Raw genomic sequence first — 14,877 nt, 5'->3', positions numbered from 1 at the left:
CAGGGCATACTCAGGTAAGCCATCATGAATGATCTGCAGCTCGACGAATTCAAGCGCGATGAGAACGCCGCCATGGTCTTGCTCATCGACGATCAGGCGATGATCGGCGAGGCGGTGCGGCGCGGGCTATCGAACGAAGACAACATCGACTTCCATTTCTGCTCCGATCCTCACCAGGCCATCGCCCATGCGGTTCGCATCAAGCCGACGGTGATTCTCCAGGACCTGGTGATGCCCGGCCTGGATGGCCTGAGCCTGGTGCGCGAGTACCGTAACCATCCGGCCACCCGCGATATCCCGATCATTGTCCTGTCCACCAAGGAAGACCCATTGATCAAGAGCGCGGCGTTCGCCGCCGGGGCCAACGACTACCTGGTCAAGTTGCCGGACAACATCGAGCTGGTGGCGCGCATCCGCTATCACTCGCGTTCCTACATGATGCTTTTGCAACGCGACGCGGCCTATCGGGCACTGCGGGTCAGCCAGCAGCAACTGCTCGACACCAACCTGGTGCTGCAACGCTTGATGAACTCCGACGGCCTGACCGGGTTGTCCAATCGTCGCCACTTCGACGAATACCTGGAGTTGGAATGGCGCAGGGCGATGCGCGACCAGAGCCAGCTGTCGCTGCTGATGATCGATGTGGACTACTTCAAGGCCTACAACGACAACTTCGGCCATTTGGAAGGCGACGAAGCGCTGCGCAAGGTCGCCACGGCGATCCGCGAGGCGTGCAGCCGTCCATCCGACTTGCCGGCCCGTTACGGCGGCGAGGAGTTCGCCCTGGTCCTGCCCGGCACCTCGCCGGGCGGCGCCCGGCTGATGGCCGAGAAACTGCGCCAGGGCGTCGTCGCCCTGAAAATCCCCCACACCACGCCCGACGGCGGCGAAAACCTGACCGTCAGCATCGGCGTCTCGACCTTCATCCCCCAGCAGGGTAGCGATTGCCGGCAATTGATCTCGGCGGCGGACAAGGGGCTGTACCTGGCCAAGCACAATGGGCGTAATCGGGTGGGGGTTGAATAAATCCCTGCTTGGCGAAGAGGCTTTTTGTGGTGAGGGGGATTGTGCAGATCAATCCCTGAACCTCATTACCCCTAAAGCCGCCAGGCGGGCTGCCGCTGGCGCTTGATTACGTTATACTCGCCGGCTTTCAAAAGTTCGCCAACGAGTGCTGCCCGCCATGGAAATCAACCCGATCCTTAACACCATCAAGGACCTGTCCGAGCGCTCCGAAACTATTCGGGGGTATCTTTGACTACGATCAAAAGCATGAGCGTCTGACCGAAGTCAATCGCGAGCTTGAAGATCCGAATGTCTGGAACAACCCTTCGTACGCCCAGGAACTGGGCCGCGAGCGTTCTGCGCTGGCGCAGATCGTCGAGACCCTGGACGAGTTGTCCAGCGGCCTGGCCGATTGCCGCGACCTGCTGGACATGGCTGTCGAAGAGAACGATGAGGGCGCGGTCGGCGATGTCGTCGCCGAGCTGACACGCCTCGACGAGAACCTCGCCAAGCTGGAATTCCGTCGCATGTTCAGCGGCGAGATGGACATGAACAACGCCTACCTGGACATCCAGGCCGGCTCCGGCGGCACCGAAGCCCAGGACTGGGCCAACATCCTGCTGCGCATGTACCTGCGCTGGGCTGACAAACGCGGTTTCGACGCCACCATCATGGAACTGTCGGCCGGTGAAGTCGCCGGGATCAAGGGCGCCACCGTGCACATCAAGGGCGAATACGCCTTTGGCTGGCTGCGGACCGAGATCGGCGTGCACCGCCTGGTGCGCAAGAGCCCGTTCGACTCCGGTAACCGCCGCCACACCTCGTTCTCGGCCGTATTCGTTTCGCCGGAAATCGATGACAACATCGAGATCGAGATCAACCCGGCGGACTTGCGCATCGACACCTACCGTTCCTCCGGGGCCGGTGGTCAGCACGTTAACACCACCGACTCGGCCGTACGGATTACCCACGTACCGACCAACACCGTGGTCAGCTGCCAGAACGAGCGTTCCCAGCACGCCAACAAAGACACCGCGATGAAGATGCTCCGGGCTCGCCTGTACGAGCAGGAAGTGCAGAAGCGCAACGCGGCGTCCCAGGCGCTGGAAGACACCAAGTCGGACATCGGCTGGGGTCACCAGATCCGTTCGTACGTGCTCGATGCCTCGCGGATCAAGGATCTGCGGACCAGCATCGAACGCAGCGATTGCGACAAGGTGCTCGATGGCGATATCGATGAATACCTGATCGCCAGCCTCAAACAAGGGCTGTAACGCGACACCCATGCGGCGGGCAGGCATGCTTCCATCAAGGAGCATGACTCGCCCGCAAACTCCGGCCCGGGGCCGGGGGCAACGAACCTGTGATGGAATCCTTAAAGACATGAGCGACCTAGAACTCGACCCGCAAGCCCTGCAACAGGAAGAAAACTCCCTGATCGCCCTGCGCAAGGAAAAGCTTGCTGCCGAGCGCGCCAAGGGCCAGGCCTTCCCCAACGACTTCCGCCGCGACGCCTACTGCGACGTCTTGCAGAAGCAGTATGCGGACAAGACCAAGGAAGAGCTGGCCGAGGCGGCGATTCCAGTCAAGGTGGCCGGTCGTATCGTGCTCGATCGTGGTTCGTTCATGGTGATCCAGGACATGACCGGGCGCCTCCAGGTCTACGTCAACCGCAAGACCCTGCCGGAAGAAACCCTGGCCGCCGTCAAGACCTGGGACCTGGGCGACATCATTGCCGCCGAAGGCACCCTGGCCCGTTCCGGCAAGGGCGACCTGTACGTCGAGATGACCAGCGTGCGCCTGCTGACCAAGTCCCTGCGCCCGCTGCCGGACAAGCACCACGGCCTGACCGACACCGAGCAGCGCTATCGCCAGCGCTACGTCGACCTGATCGTCAACGAAGACGTGCGCCAGACGTTCCGCGTGCGCTCGCAAGTCATCGCCCACATCCGCAGCTTCCTGATGAAGCGTGACTTCCTGGAAGTCGAGACGCCGATGCTGCAGACCATCCCTGGCGGTGCGGCGGCCAAGCCGTTCGAAACCCACCACAACGCCCTGGACATGGAAATGTTCCTGCGTATCGCGCCGGAGCTGTACCTCAAGCGTCTGGTTGTGGGTGGCTTCGAAAAGGTCTTCGAGATCAACCGCAACTTCCGTAACGAAGGCGTTTCGACCCGGCACAACCCCGAGTTCACCATGCTCGAGTTCTACCAGGCCTACGCCGACTACGAAGACAACATGGACCTGACCGAGGAACTGTTCCGCGAGCTGGCCCAGCTTGTTCTCGGGACGACCGACGTGCCGTACGGCGACAAGGTGTTCCACTTCGGCGAGCCGTTCGTGCGCCTGTCGGTGTTCGACTCGATCCTCAAGTACAACCCTGAACTGACTGCCGATGATTTGAACGACATCGAGAAGGCCCGCGCCATCGCCAAGAAGGCCGGCGCCAAGGTGCTCGGCTTCGAAGGCCTGGGCAAGCTGCAAGTGATGATTTTCGAGGAGCTGGTCGAGCACAAGCTGGAACAGCCGCACTTCATCACCCAGTACCCGTTCGAAGTGTCGCCGCTGGCCCGTCGCAACGACGAGAACCCAAGCGTGACCGATCGTTTCGAGCTGTTCATCGGTGGCCGTGAAATCGCCAACGCCTATTCCGAGCTCAACGATGCAGAAGACCAGGCCGAGCGTTTCATGGCCCAGGTGGCTGACAAGGACGCCGGCGACGACGAAGCCATGCACTACGATGCCGACTTCGTGCGTGCCCTGGAGTACGGCATGCCGCCGACCGCTGGCGAAGGCATCGGTATCGATCGCCTGGTGATGTTGTTGACCAACTCACCGTCGATCCGGGATGTGATTCTCTTCCCGCACATGCGGCCTCAAGCGTAAGTGCTTCAACTAAAAAAGCCGCCTGGAAGGGCGGCTTTTTATTGCCTGTCTGGTACAAACGTATCAATTGGTTACTTTTTCAAAGAGCGAGGAAGACCTGTCGTGAATCGTGCAATGGCTTCAGAAGGTGCAGCGGGCGTCGCCACGGCTGTCGCTGAAAGTGTTAAGTACCAGGGCCGCAAGGCCAGCCGACAGGGCAGTGAGCAGCGTCGCCAGGAGATTCTCGACGCGGCCATGCGCATTGTGGTGCGCGACGGCGTGCGAGCCGTGCGTCACCGCGCCGTGGCCGCCGAAGCGGGCGTGCCGCTGTCGGCCACCACGTATTATTTCAAGGACATCGATGACTTGCTCACCGATACCTTCGCCCAGTATGTGGAACGCAGCGCGGCGTTCATGGCCAAGCTGTGGACCAACAACGAAGGCCTGCTGCGGGAAATGGTCGCTTACGGTGACGGCAGCGCCCAATCGCGCTCGCAGCTGGCGGACGACATTGCCCGGATGACCGCCGACTACGTGCAACACCAATTGGACAGTCGCCGTGAATACCTGATGGCCGAACAGGCCTTCCGCCAGGAAGCGCTGCTCAACCCGCGCCTGGCGGTGTTGGTGCGTTCCCACCAGCAGATTTTGCTGCACGGCACCTGTCAGTTTTTCCAGGTATTGGGCTCCCGTGAGCCGCAACAGGATGCCAAAGTGTTGACGGCGATTATCGGACGGATGGAATATCAGGGCTTGCTCAATGGCGCCGAGCCGGTAGCCGATGAAGATATGCTCGGCATCCTGACCCGCTACATGCACCTGGTACTGGCGTCGGTGTAACCCCGAACTGATCGTTCCCACGCTCTGCGTGGGAATGAATCCCGTGACGCTCTGCGTCACAGTGGACGCGGAGCGTCCATGGCTGCATTCCCACGCAGAGCGTGGGAACGATCAACGCGTTGTGTGCCATAGGGAGTTCAAATGAAAGCCTGGCGTGCCGTTGTACTGGCCGTGTCGTTGCTGCTGCTCAGTGGTTGCCTGGTGTCGTTCAAGACGCCGTTGCCTGACAGCGAAGCGGCGCCCGAAGGCCTGCTCGGTCACTGGACCAGCACCAATGCCTGGGGCGAACCGTTGAACCTGGAGCTGACGAAGGTCGGCAAGCACCGCTACCAGGCCATCAGCTACTTCAGGGCCAAGCCCCATGAGCGCGAAGCCATCCCGCTGACCGTTTCCCGTCATGGCAGCCGCTGGTACGTGTCAGCCAAGGTGCCGGCCCGGTTTGGCGGCCATTATTTGATCGCCGGTTTCGAGTTGACCGACAAGCAAGAATTGGTGGTCTACAACCTGGACCTGGATCAGATCAACCAGGCCATCGCCCAGAAACGCCTCAGCGGCCAGCCGAACCGGAGCGAGGAAGGCGATGGCGTGCTAGTGGACAGCGACATGAACAAGGTTTTCAGTTACCTCGACGACCCGGCCAATTCCGATGTGTTCTCGGAGGCCGTGCGCTACCAGCGGCTGGTCAAATCCCAATAACAGCAACAAGCGGACGTTTTTTCACAGGAGTTCCGGGTGGACGATTACCAGCAGACGATACGCACCTTGTCCGATCGCATTGTGCTGGCGCAAACGCCGATTCGCATCCTCGACGCGGTGAAGTGGGACGAGAACATCCGCAAGGGCTTTCTCAAGGCCAAGGGCAAGGAAATGCCCGCGGTGGATCGCGACTATTACCTCAACCGGCCACTGTCCTTCGATTCGAGCAAGGTGAAGCTGGAGTTCCAGAACATCGAGCGCGACATCACCCGCCAGCTTGGGCAGTTCAACCCGGTTGGCCAGATCATGCGCCGCATGTGCAAGGAATACCGCATGGTGGTGCGCATGCTCGAGGCGCGTGGCACCGAGGATTTCGGGTTGATCTCCCAGGAGCTCTATGGCGCCGCCTCCGATGCTTTCCACGCCGGCGACCCGACCCTGGCCGACCTGGGCCTGATGCTCTCCGATTACCTGAACAACATCGATGGCCGTGGCGACCTCAAGGACGAGCCGAAAGTCCTCAGCGCCAAGGAAGCCGTCAGCCTGCTGCAACACCGCCTCAACCGGGTGTTTGGCGAAGCCGAGGAAACCATCCGGGTGTTCGAGTCCGATGGCATCGTGGCCGACGCAGCGGCGGGCGCGGACTACATCAAGATCCGCACCGATGCGATGTTCAACGAGCGCGACGTACGAGCGCTGGAAGTCCACGAAGGGTTGGTGCACGTCGGCACCACCCTCAACGGCCTCAACCAGCCGATCTGCACCTTCCTGTCCAAGGGCCCACCCTCGTCCACGGTGACTCAGGAAGGCCTGGCGATCCTGATGGAAATCATCACCTTCGCCTCCTACCCGAGCCGCCTGCGCAAACTGACCAACCGCACCCGGGCCATTCACATGGTGGAGGAGGGCGCCGATTTCCTGCAGGTCTTCGAGTTCTTCCGCGAGCAGGGTTTTGAAATGGCCGAAAGTTACGGCAACGCCAGTCGGGTTTTCCGAGGGTCGGTGCCGACGGGTCTGCCATTCACCAAAGACTTGTCCTACCTCAAAGGCTTCATCATGGTTTACAACTACATTCAGTTGGCCGTGCGCAAGGGCAAGCTGGAACAGGTGCCGCTGCTGTTCTGCGGCAAGACCACCCTCGAGGACATGCGCACGTTGCGGCAACTGGTGGACGAAGGCCTGGTCGTACCGCCCAAGTACCTGCCCGAGCAGTTCCGCGACATGAACGCCCTGTCGGCCTGGATGTGTTTCTCCAACTTCCTGAACCACCTGAGCCTGGACCGGATCGAAGCGGATTATTCCAATATCCTCTAATCGCACCACCAATCCCTGTGGGAGCGAGCTTGCTCGCGATAGCGTCAGCACAGTCAGTACGGCTGTGACTGACCCGCCGCTATCGCGAGCGAGCTCGCTCCCACAGGGGGACTGCGTTTACTTCTGACTTGCGAGGCTTCACCGGATGCGAACCCTCGGCATCATTTGCCTGCTGCTGACCCTGAGCGGTTGCAGCTCCCTGCTGTTCTACCCCGAGCACGGCCTGCCGTTCACCCCGGAGCGGGCCAGGCTCGAATACCGCGACGTCACCCTGACCACCGCCGACGGTCTCAAGCTCCACGGCTGGTGGCTGCCGGTCAAACCGGGTGTGGAGGTCAAGGGCACGGTCCTGCATTTGCACGGCAACGGCGGCAACCTGGCCTGGCACCTGGGCGGGAGCTGGTGGTTGCCGGAGCAGGGCTACCAGGTGTTGATGGTCGACTACCGGGGTTATGGCCTGTCCGAAGGCGAGCCGAGCCTGCCGGCGATTTACCAGGACATTGACGCCGCGTTCCAATGGCTCGACCAGGCGCCCGAGGTGCAGGGCAAGCCTCTGGTGCTGCTCGGCCAGAGCCTGGGCGGTGCGCTGGCGGTGCATTATCTGGTCGAGCACCCGCAGCGCCAACGGCAGCTCAAGGCCCTGGTGCTCGATGGCGTGCCTGCCAGCTATCGTGACGTCGGCCGGTTTGCCCTGAGCACCTCGTGGTTGACCTGGCCGTTCCAGGTGCCATTGTCCTGGCTGGTACCGGACGGTGACAGCGCGATCAGTTCCGTGGCGCAATTGAATGGCGTGCCGAAATTGATCTACCACAGCCTGGACGACCCCATCGTGCCCCTTTCCAATGGCATCCGCCTGTATCAAGCTGCGCCGCCGCCGCGGGTCTTGCAGTTGACACGCGGCGGCCATGTGCAGACATTCGCCGACCCAACCTGGCGCACCGTGATGCTGCGCTACCTCGACGACCCCCAGCACTTCGACGGCCTGCGCCGCCTGGGCGAGGTCCCGAATTACCCGAAATCACCCGTTGAATCACCAGAGAGTCCGCAATGAGCGAAGAACGTAACGCCATCCCCCTGATCATCACCGGTATCTGCAGCATCCTCGGCACCGTTGCGACGCTGTGGTACTACGGCTACCTGCACTTCGCCAAGCCCGAGGACGCGTTGCTGCTCAACCAGTTCACCATGCTCAAGACCGTACCGGGCGAGGACTACAAGGTTTCCCTGGAGCCGGCCCCCCAGGTCGCCCAATGCATCGATGGTGTGCTGGTGTTGTTCGACACCGAGCAGAAAGGCCTGACCGGCGTGCTGATCAACGAGAAGAAACGCGCGGTGCGCTGCATGGGCCAGGAAACGCCGCAGAAGCTTCAGCCATAAGCGAGACCCCTGTGGGAGCGAGCTTGCTCGCGATAGCGGTGGTTCAGCAGCATAAATAGTGCCTGACACGCCGCCATCGCGAGCAAGCTCGCTCCCACAGGGGTTGTGTACAGCCAAACCTATTCGGCCATGAAAAAAGCCCCGCCTGACTAGAAATCAGGCGGGGCTTTTTTGTTGCTCTCAGCCGATCAGTTGGCGCTCATGGTCGAACGTGGGGCCACTGGCTGGTTGTCGTTGGAGATGGTCACTTCCACGCGCCGGTTCATGGCACGGCCCGAGACGCTGGTGTTGTCAGCCACCGGGAATTCCTTGCCGTAGCCCTGGGTCACGATGCGAGCCGGGTCGACGCCCATCTTCACCAGCGCGAGTTGCACAGAGCTGGCGCGGCGCTCGGACAGGGACTGGTTATAGGAATCCGAACCGGTGCTGTCGGTGTAGCCTTCGATGATCACCTTGCGGTCCGGGTTTTCCTGGAGGAACTGCGCCAGTTTGCTCACATTCGTCATGCCGCTGGCGCGCAGGTCGGACTTGTTGGTGGCGAACAGCACGTCGCCGAAGGTCACCAGCGTACCGCGTTCGGTCTGCTTGGCGTTGAGGCTGTCCTGCAGTTGCTTGATCTGCGCATTACGCGCATCGAGCAGGGCACGGGCACGTTCGTCACCGGCGTTTTTCAGCTCGGCTTCGGCGTTGCGCAGGGCGATGGTCTGCTTGGCCACTTCGACGCGCTGGTTGGTCAGGTAGGCCAACTGGTCGACCTTGGCTTCGTCTTCCTTGTCCATGTAGGCCTTGTCAGCCTTGGCCAGGAAGTCGGCGGCGTCCTTGGTTTCCAATGCAGCCACTTTGGTCGCCGCTGGATCAGCCTGCAGGCCGTTGTAGTTGGTCCGTGCCTGTTCCAGGTTCGCGTTAGGGTCGTGGGAGCAAGCGGCCAGGGCTACGCAGGCAGCGAGCAGGGCGGGCATCATCAAGTGTTTGTGCATCATAGTCTGTCGTCCTTTTATCAATGAGAAGTACGTCGTGGCGTGAACGGCTTACTGAACCTTGTTCATGCCTTCCTGACGCAGTTCCTGAACCCCTTTCTGAGAGTCCTTGAGTGCTTGTTCGGCCTTGGCGGCCTGAGCCTTGCGCTCGGCGACGCGGGCGTCCCACTCGGCCTGTTCGGCCAGACGCTTGGCTTCGTCGTATTTCTTGTCATGCATGGCGATTTCGGCCTGCTTGAGTTTGTCCTGGGCCGATTTCATTTCCACAGCCGCGAATTCGGTACCGCCGGCGCTGACGGCGCTATTGACCGCCGATTGGGTCACCGCGTACTGCTCCGAAGGTGGATTACCGGCGCAACCGGCGAGAATGAAGCTGCTACCGATCGCCAGGGCAGCCAACTTCAAGCCGCGCAGGCCAGTGGACGAGGGTTTGGCAGTGCAGGTATTCATAGGCTTCAACTCCATTGGAAAACTCCTGAAAAAACTACAAATCCATGCTGGGACCGAAGCCGTGACGTCTGGTTTGGTGCTGGCGCCAAGGCGCGTTTATTTAAACAACCGTTCCAGTATGGTTACTCGGTGTGACCCGAGGCGTTTTTCAAAAGTTCAGCGAAGATGGCCATTCGCCAAAAGAATTACTGACTGATCGGTCAGTCGCAGAAAAGCTGAACTTTCAAGGCGCGCAGCGGTATTCCGGCGCGGGTGGGAAAGCATCGCGCCGGAAAGTCGCAACCAGGAATGAAAGCGGTCAGTGTTTGGATTTGTCGTTCTGCGAGGAAAGTTCGTGCAGATGCCGCCGGGACAAGGCGAGGAATCGCGGGGTCGGACCCACGTCTTCGTACAGCGGGTCGCCTTCTTCATCGGTCGCGACGACTTGCGAACCCTTGATGTAGGGGAAGCTTGCTTCCAGCTCTTCCAGTGCCGCCCCGATCAGCTCGCCGAGCAGCTCCTCGGGCTGGCGCTTGGGGTACATGTCGCAGATCGCCGCCAGCCGTGCGGCGGCTTCCACGTCCAGATGAATCGTGTAGCCAGTCTGGGTCAGACGGCCCTTGGCGTTTTCTTCCCAATGCTGGGCAAGCTCACGAATTTTCATGATGACCTCAATAAGCCTGCTCGTGGCAGGCGCGGTGAGTGACAAGCCGTGGTGTGGCTTAATCATGAGACTAGCTTTGTCCTGCAAGGTTTAAAGTCCCTTCGTCGCTTGTCAGAAACGGTGGGCATCGGCACTCTCTAATCCAAGAGCTGTCCGGACTTTTTGCTGGAGAAATGCTGATGACCGATATCGATGCACGCTTGCGCGAAGACGTTCACCTGCTCGGTGAGCTATTGGGCAACACCATCCGTGAACAATACGGGGACACGTTTCTCGACAAGATCGAGCAGATCCGCAAGGGTGCCAAGGCTGATCGACGCGGTTCCGTGGACGCCGAACTCAGCGCCAGCCTCAACCAGTTGAGCGAGGACGAACTGCTGCCGGTGGCGCGGGCGTTCAACCAGTTTCTCAACCTGGCCAACATCGCCGAGCAATACCAACTTATCCACCGCCGCGAAGAATCGCAGCCGGAACCCTTCGAGGCGCGGGTGTTGCCCGAGTTGCTCGCCCGGTTGCGGGCCGAAGGCCATGGCGCAGAGGCCCTGGCCCGGCAATTGGGGCGGCTGGAGATCGAATTGGTCCTCACGGCCCACCCCACGGAAGTGGCTCGCCGTACGCTGATCCAGAAATACGACGCCATTGCCGCGCAATTGGCCGCCCAGGATCACCGCGACCTGACCAGCGCCGAGCGCGCGCAGATTCACGAACGCCTGCAACGCTTGATCGCCGAAGCCTGGCACACCGAAGAAATCCGCCGCACCCGGCCGACCCCGGTGGACGAGGCCAAGTGGGGGTTCGCGGTAATCGAGCACTCGCTGTGGCAGGCCATTCCCAATTACCTGCGCAAGGCTGACCAGGCGCTGCATGCCGCCACCGGCTTGCGCCTGCCGCTGGAGGCCGCGCCGATCCGTTTTGCCTCGTGGATGGGCGGCGACCGTGACGGCAACCCGAATGTCACCGCCGCGGTGACCCGCGAGGTGCTGTTGCTGGCGCGGTGGATGGCGGCGGACCTGTACCTGCGTGACGTCGATCAACTGGCGGCCGAGCTGTCGATGCAACACGCCAGCGAGGCCTTGCGTGCCCAGGCCGGCGACAGCGCCGAACCTTATCGCGCAGTGCTCAAGCAACTGCGTGAACGCCTGCGCGCCACCCGCAACTGGGCCCACGCCTCCCTGAGCGCCGCCACGCCGCCAAGCGCCGACGTGTTGCAGCACAACCGCGAGCTGCTGGACCCCCTGGAACTGTGCTACCACTCGTTGCACGAATGCGGCATGGGCGTGATTGCCGACGGGCCGCTGCTAGATTGCCTGCGCCGGGCAGTGACCTTCGGCCTGTTCCTGGTGCGCCTCGACGTGCGCCAGGACTCGACGCGCCATACCGCTGCCATGACGGAAATAACCGACTACCTGGGCCTGGGGCGCTATGAGGATTGGAACGAGGAGCAGCGCATCAGCTTCTTGCTGGCGGAACTGAGCAACCGGCGTCCGCTGCTGCCGGCCCATTTCAAGCCATCGGCTGACACGGCGGAAGTTTTGGCGACGTGCCGGGAAGTGGCTGCGGCGCCAGCGGCATCCCTGGGTTCCTACGTGATCTCCATGGCCGGTGCGGCTTCCGATGTCCTCGCGGTGCAGCTGTTATTGAAGGACGCCGGCGTGTTGCGGCCAATGCGCGTGGTGCCGCTGTTCGAGACCCTGGCCGACCTGGACAACGCCGGGCCGGTGATCGAGCGGCTGTTGCTGCTGCCCGGCTATCGCTCGCGGCTGCAAGGCCCCCAGGAAGTGATGATCGGCTATTCCGATTCGGCCAAGGACGCCGGGACCACCGCGGCGGCCTGGGCGCAGTATCGGGCCCAGGAGCGGTTGGTGGACATCTGCCGCGAGCAGCAAGTCGAACTGCTGTTGTTCCATGGTCGCGGCGGCACCGTGGGCCGTGGTGGTGGTCCGGCGCACGCGGCGATCCTGTCCCAGCCGCCGGGTTCGGTGGCCGGGCGTTTCCGTACCACTGAGCAAGGTGAAATGATTCGTTTCAAATTCGGCCTGCCGGACATCGCCGAACAGAACCTCAACCTTTATCTCGCTGCGGTGCTTGAAGCGACGCTGCTGCCACCGCCGCCGCCCACGCCGCAGTGGCGGCACCTGATGGACGAACTGGCGGCCGATGGCGTCAAGGCCTACCGCGCCGTGGTGCGGGAAAACCCGCAATTTGTCGAGTACTTCCGCCAGTCCACCCCCGAGCAGGAACTGGGGCGCCTGCCCCTGGGCAGCCGTCCGGCCAAGCGTCGGGCCGGTGGCATCGAAAGCCTGCGGGCGATCCCGTGGATCTTCGGCTGGACCCAGACCCGCCTGATGCTGCCGGCCTGGCTCGGCTGGGAAACCGCACTGAGCAAGGCCCTGGAGCGTGGCGAAGGTGAGTTGCTGGGGCAGATGCGCGAGCAATGGCCGTTCTTCCGGACCCGCATCGACATGCTGGAGATGGTGCTGGCCAAGGCCGACGCCGATATTGCCCGCTCCTACGACGAGCGTTTGGTGGAACCTGGGCTGCTGCCTTTGGGTGCGCATTTACGCGACCTATTGTCGCAGGCCTGCTCGGTGGTCCTTGGGTTGACCGGTCAGTCGCAGCTACTGGCACATAGCCCAGCCACGCTGGAATTCATTCGTCTGCGCAACACTTACCTCGACCCGCTGCACCTGTTGCAGGCCGAACTGTTGGCGCGCTCGCGGCAGCAGGATGTAGCCCAGGGCAGCCCCGTGGAACAGGCGTTGCTGGTGTCTGTGGCGGGGATTGCCGCCGGTTTGCGCAATACCGGCTAAGGTTAGGCAGCGCACCGAAACGGCTCTCCCGGCGTTCCCGGGCGTTGTCCCTCGGGGGAGGGAACAGATTGGCCAGGCGACAGTTCGTTGCCCGGTTGCGACTCTCGCCACCCCCTCCGAAGGTCGTATCGGGCGCGGGTTCCTCCGACTTTCGGCGGCTTGTGTGGGTCGGGCCTGCTGTGTATCTTGATCAGCCTTTGGCCGTTTGGGCGGTCACGATCCTGTTTTTCGAAGATTGGCCCCACGAGGCGAATCCGAGCGTTTTACATAAAAAAATTGAGGAGCACATCGATGCGCGTCATTCTGCTGGGAGCTCCCGGGGCCGGTAAAGGTACTCAGGCAAAGTTCATCACCGAAAAATTCGGTATCCCGCAAATTTCCACTGGCGACATGCTGCGTGCCGCAGTCAAGGCGGGCACCGAGCTGGGCGTCAAGGCCAAGAGCATCATGGATGCCGGCGGCCTGGTGTCGGATGACCTGATCATCGCCCTGGTCAAGGATCGTATCGCGCAAGCCGATTGCGCCAACGGCTTCCTGTTCGACGGCTTCCCACGCACCATTCCCCAGGCTGAAGCCCTGGTGACTGCCGGTGTTGAGCTTGATCACGTGGTCGAAATCGCGGTCGACGACGAAGAGATCGTCCAGCGCATTGCCGGTCGTCGTGTCCACGAGCCGTCCGGCCGTGTCTACCACACCGTCTACAACCCGCCGAAAGTCGCGGGCAAGGACGACGTCACCGGTGAAGAGCTGGTGCAGCGCAAGGACGACACCGAAGAAACCGTGCGTCATCGCCTGTCGGTCTACCATTCCCAGACCAAGCCGCTGGTGGCGTTCTACCAGAATCTGTCGGCTGCCCAGGGCAAGCCGAAGTACAGCCACATCCCGGGCGTTGGCACGGTCGATGCGATCACCGGCAAGGTGCTCGAAGCGCTGAGCTGAAAAGTCTGATCAGTTGCAACAACTACGGCCCGCTTGCGGGCCGTAGTTGTTTATACTGGCGCACTTTTTTTCCACCTGATTTACGGACACATCGATGAGCACCTTGCTGGCCCTGGACACCGCGACTGAAGCTTGCTCCGTTGCCTTGCTGCACGACGGCAAGGTCACGAGCCATTACGAGGTGATCCCGCGCCTGCATGCGCAGAAGCTGTTGCCGATGATCCAGAAACTGCTGAGCGATGCCGGGACGACCTTGCAGGCAGTGGACGCGATTGCCTTCGGTCGCGGGCCGGGGGCTTTTACCGGCGTGCGCATCGCCATCGGCGTGGTGCAAGGACTGGCGTTTGCCTTGGAGCGGCCGGTGTTGCCGGTGTCGAACCTGGCGGTGCTGGCCCAGCGCGCTTTACGCGAACAAGGCGCCCGCCAAGTCGCAGCGGCCATCGATGCGCGCATGGACGAGGTGTACTGGGGCTGCTATCGCGAAACCGACGGCGAGATGCGTCTGGTGGGTGCCGAAGCGGTATTGCCGCCCGAAGCGGCGGCGTTGCCGAGCGGGGCCGACGGTGATTGGTTCGGTGCCGGTACCGGCTGGGGCTACGGCGAGCGCATCGCCGTCAGCCTGACCGGCCAGGACGCCACCTTGCTGCCTCACGCCGAAGACCTGCTGGCCCTGGCGCGCTTCGCCTGGGCCCGTGGTGAAGCCATCCCGGCCGATGATGCGCAACCCGTTTACCTGCGGGACAAAGTCGCAACGCCAAAATCCGAGCGATAAACCCAGCCTCCAGAAGCGGAACGCGGAGCGTCCCTGGCGGCATTCCCACGCGGAGCGTGAGGAACGATCTTCCACCGCCGCCGCAGCCTGATCGTTCCCACGCTCTGCGTGGTAATGCATCCCGTGACGCTCTGCGTCACCTTCCAGAAGCGGAACGCGGAGCGTCCCTGGCGGCATTCCCACGCGGAG

Annotated in this window: 14 protein-coding genes; 11 read left to right on the top strand and 3 right to left on the bottom strand. The window is 62.1% G+C overall.

The features are described 5' to 3' along the window. Window positions 1-24: 24 nt before the first annotated feature. From KGA89_RS05315 to KGA89_RS05280, 8 genes are all read left to right on the top strand, one after another. Window positions 25-1,026 carry a diguanylate cyclase domain-containing protein gene (locus KGA89_RS05315; RefSeq protein ID WP_223470830.1) on the top strand — a complete coding sequence of 334 codons (1,002 nt, stop codon included), beginning with the start codon at window positions 25-27 and terminating at the stop codon, window positions 1,024-1,026. A gap of 157 nt (window positions 1,027-1,183) precedes the next feature. Further along, window positions 1,184-2,279 (top strand): peptide chain release factor 2 gene (prfB, locus tag KGA89_RS05310; protein WP_095963568.1). Its coding sequence is split into 2 segments (ribosomal slippage): window positions 1,184-1,255 and window positions 1,257-2,279, totalling 1,095 coding nucleotides; the frame shifts between segments, so codons are not numbered across the junction. Window positions 2,280-2,388: 109 nt separating this feature from the next. Continuing rightward, on the top strand, window positions 2,389-3,891 hold the full coding sequence (lysS, locus tag KGA89_RS05305; RefSeq protein ID WP_003198151.1) for a lysine--tRNA ligase: 1,503 nt from the start codon (window positions 2,389-2,391) through the stop codon (window positions 3,889-3,891). A 102-nt stretch (window positions 3,892-3,993) separates the two neighbouring features. Further along, window positions 3,994-4,710, top strand: a complete 717-nt coding sequence (locus KGA89_RS05300; RefSeq protein ID WP_223470828.1) for a TetR/AcrR family transcriptional regulator — start codon at window positions 3,994-3,996, stop codon at window positions 4,708-4,710. A 141-nt stretch (window positions 4,711-4,851) separates the two neighbouring features. Then, window positions 4,852-5,406 (top strand): hypothetical protein, encoded by a 555-nt coding sequence (locus KGA89_RS05295; RefSeq protein ID WP_223470826.1) that lies wholly within the window; start codon window positions 4,852-4,854, stop codon window positions 5,404-5,406. 36 nt (window positions 5,407-5,442) lie between these two features. Further along, window positions 5,443-6,720, top strand: a complete 1,278-nt coding sequence (locus KGA89_RS05290; RefSeq protein WP_003185001.1) for a flavohemoglobin expression-modulating QEGLA motif protein — start codon at window positions 5,443-5,445, stop codon at window positions 6,718-6,720. Between the two features lie 145 nt (window positions 6,721-6,865). Beyond that, window positions 6,866-7,771 (top strand): alpha/beta hydrolase, encoded by a 906-nt coding sequence (locus KGA89_RS05285; protein ID WP_223470824.1) that lies wholly within the window; start codon window positions 6,866-6,868, stop codon window positions 7,769-7,771. Further along, window positions 7,768-8,097 carry a hypothetical protein gene (locus KGA89_RS05280; RefSeq protein ID WP_003198160.1) on the top strand — a complete coding sequence of 110 codons (330 nt, stop codon included), beginning with the start codon at window positions 7,768-7,770 and terminating at the stop codon, window positions 8,095-8,097. Before KGA89_RS05285 ends, KGA89_RS05280 begins: the two co-directional genes overlap by 4 nt. Window positions 8,098-8,285: 188 nt before the next feature. On the opposite strand, the gene KGA89_RS05275 is transcribed toward KGA89_RS05280, so the two are convergent. From KGA89_RS05275 to KGA89_RS05265, 3 genes are all read right to left on the bottom strand, one after another. Next, window positions 8,286-9,074: an OmpA family protein gene (locus tag KGA89_RS05275; protein ID WP_027913149.1), complete on the bottom strand. Its 789-nt coding sequence runs from the start codon at window positions 9,072-9,074 to the stop codon at window positions 8,286-8,288. Window positions 9,075-9,125: 51 nt separating this feature from the next. After that, window positions 9,126-9,539, bottom strand: a complete 414-nt coding sequence (locus KGA89_RS05270; RefSeq protein ID WP_003198164.1) for a DUF4398 domain-containing protein — start codon at window positions 9,537-9,539, stop codon at window positions 9,126-9,128. A 283-nt stretch (window positions 9,540-9,822) separates the two neighbouring features. After that, window positions 9,823-10,167: a hypothetical protein gene (locus KGA89_RS05265; protein WP_003198166.1), complete on the bottom strand. Its 345-nt coding sequence runs from the start codon at window positions 10,165-10,167 to the stop codon at window positions 9,823-9,825. Window positions 10,168-10,346: 179 nt separating this feature from the next. Between KGA89_RS05265 and ppc the strand changes: the two genes are divergently transcribed. From ppc to tsaB, 3 genes are all read left to right on the top strand, one after another. Next, on the top strand, window positions 10,347-12,977 hold the full coding sequence (ppc, locus tag KGA89_RS05260) for a phosphoenolpyruvate carboxylase (protein ID WP_003198168.1): 2,631 nt from the start codon (window positions 10,347-10,349) through the stop codon (window positions 12,975-12,977). Between the two features lie 291 nt (window positions 12,978-13,268). Continuing rightward, complete coding sequence (gene adk, locus KGA89_RS05255) at window positions 13,269-13,916, top strand: adenylate kinase (RefSeq protein ID WP_003198170.1); 648 nt, start codon at window positions 13,269-13,271, stop codon at window positions 13,914-13,916. Between the two features lie 94 nt (window positions 13,917-14,010). Further along, on the top strand, window positions 14,011-14,688 hold the full coding sequence (gene tsaB / locus KGA89_RS05250; RefSeq protein ID WP_223470822.1) for a tRNA (adenosine(37)-N6)-threonylcarbamoyltransferase complex dimerization subunit type 1 TsaB: 678 nt from the start codon (window positions 14,011-14,013) through the stop codon (window positions 14,686-14,688). The last annotated feature ends 189 nt before the right edge of the window (window positions 14,689-14,877 follow it).

This window comes from Pseudomonas sp. A-RE-22 (assembly GCF_019956035.1).
GTDB classification, from domain to species: domain Bacteria; phylum Pseudomonadota; class Gammaproteobacteria; order Pseudomonadales; family Pseudomonadaceae; genus Aquipseudomonas; species Aquipseudomonas brassicacearum.
The sequence above is the reverse complement of the archived record's forward strand: the minus strand, read 5'-3'. Positions and strand labels throughout refer to the sequence as shown.

Bases quoted from the DNA above. Each gene is read 5' to 3' on its own strand.
- tsaB (WP_223470822.1), top strand. From the start codon at position 14,011: ATGAGCACCTTGCTGGCCCTGGACACCGCGACTGAAGCTTGCTCCGTT.
- ppc (WP_003198168.1), top strand. From the start codon at position 10,347: ATGACCGATATCGATGCACGCTTGCGCGAAGACGTTCACCTGCTCGGT.
- adk (WP_003198170.1), top strand. From the start codon at position 13,269: ATGCGCGTCATTCTGCTGGGAGCTCCCGGGGCCGGTAAAGGTACTCAG.
- KGA89_RS05265 (WP_003198166.1), bottom strand. From the start codon at position 10,167: ATGAAAATTCGTGAGCTTGCCCAGCATTGGGAAGAAAACGCCAAGGGC.
- KGA89_RS05295 (WP_223470826.1), top strand. From the start codon at position 4,852: ATGAAAGCCTGGCGTGCCGTTGTACTGGCCGTGTCGTTGCTGCTGCTC.
- KGA89_RS05315 (WP_223470830.1), top strand. From the start codon at position 25: ATGAATGATCTGCAGCTCGACGAATTCAAGCGCGATGAGAACGCCGCC.
- KGA89_RS05280 (WP_003198160.1), top strand. From the start codon at position 7,768: ATGAGCGAAGAACGTAACGCCATCCCCCTGATCATCACCGGTATCTGC.
- KGA89_RS05270 (WP_003198164.1), bottom strand. From the start codon at position 9,539: ATGGAGTTGAAGCCTATGAATACCTGCACTGCCAAACCCTCGTCCACT.
- KGA89_RS05275 (WP_027913149.1), bottom strand. From the start codon at position 9,074: ATGCACAAACACTTGATGATGCCCGCCCTGCTCGCTGCCTGCGTAGCC.
- KGA89_RS05285 (WP_223470824.1), top strand. From the start codon at position 6,866: ATGCGAACCCTCGGCATCATTTGCCTGCTGCTGACCCTGAGCGGTTGC.
- lysS (WP_003198151.1), top strand. From the start codon at position 2,389: ATGAGCGACCTAGAACTCGACCCGCAAGCCCTGCAACAGGAAGAAAAC.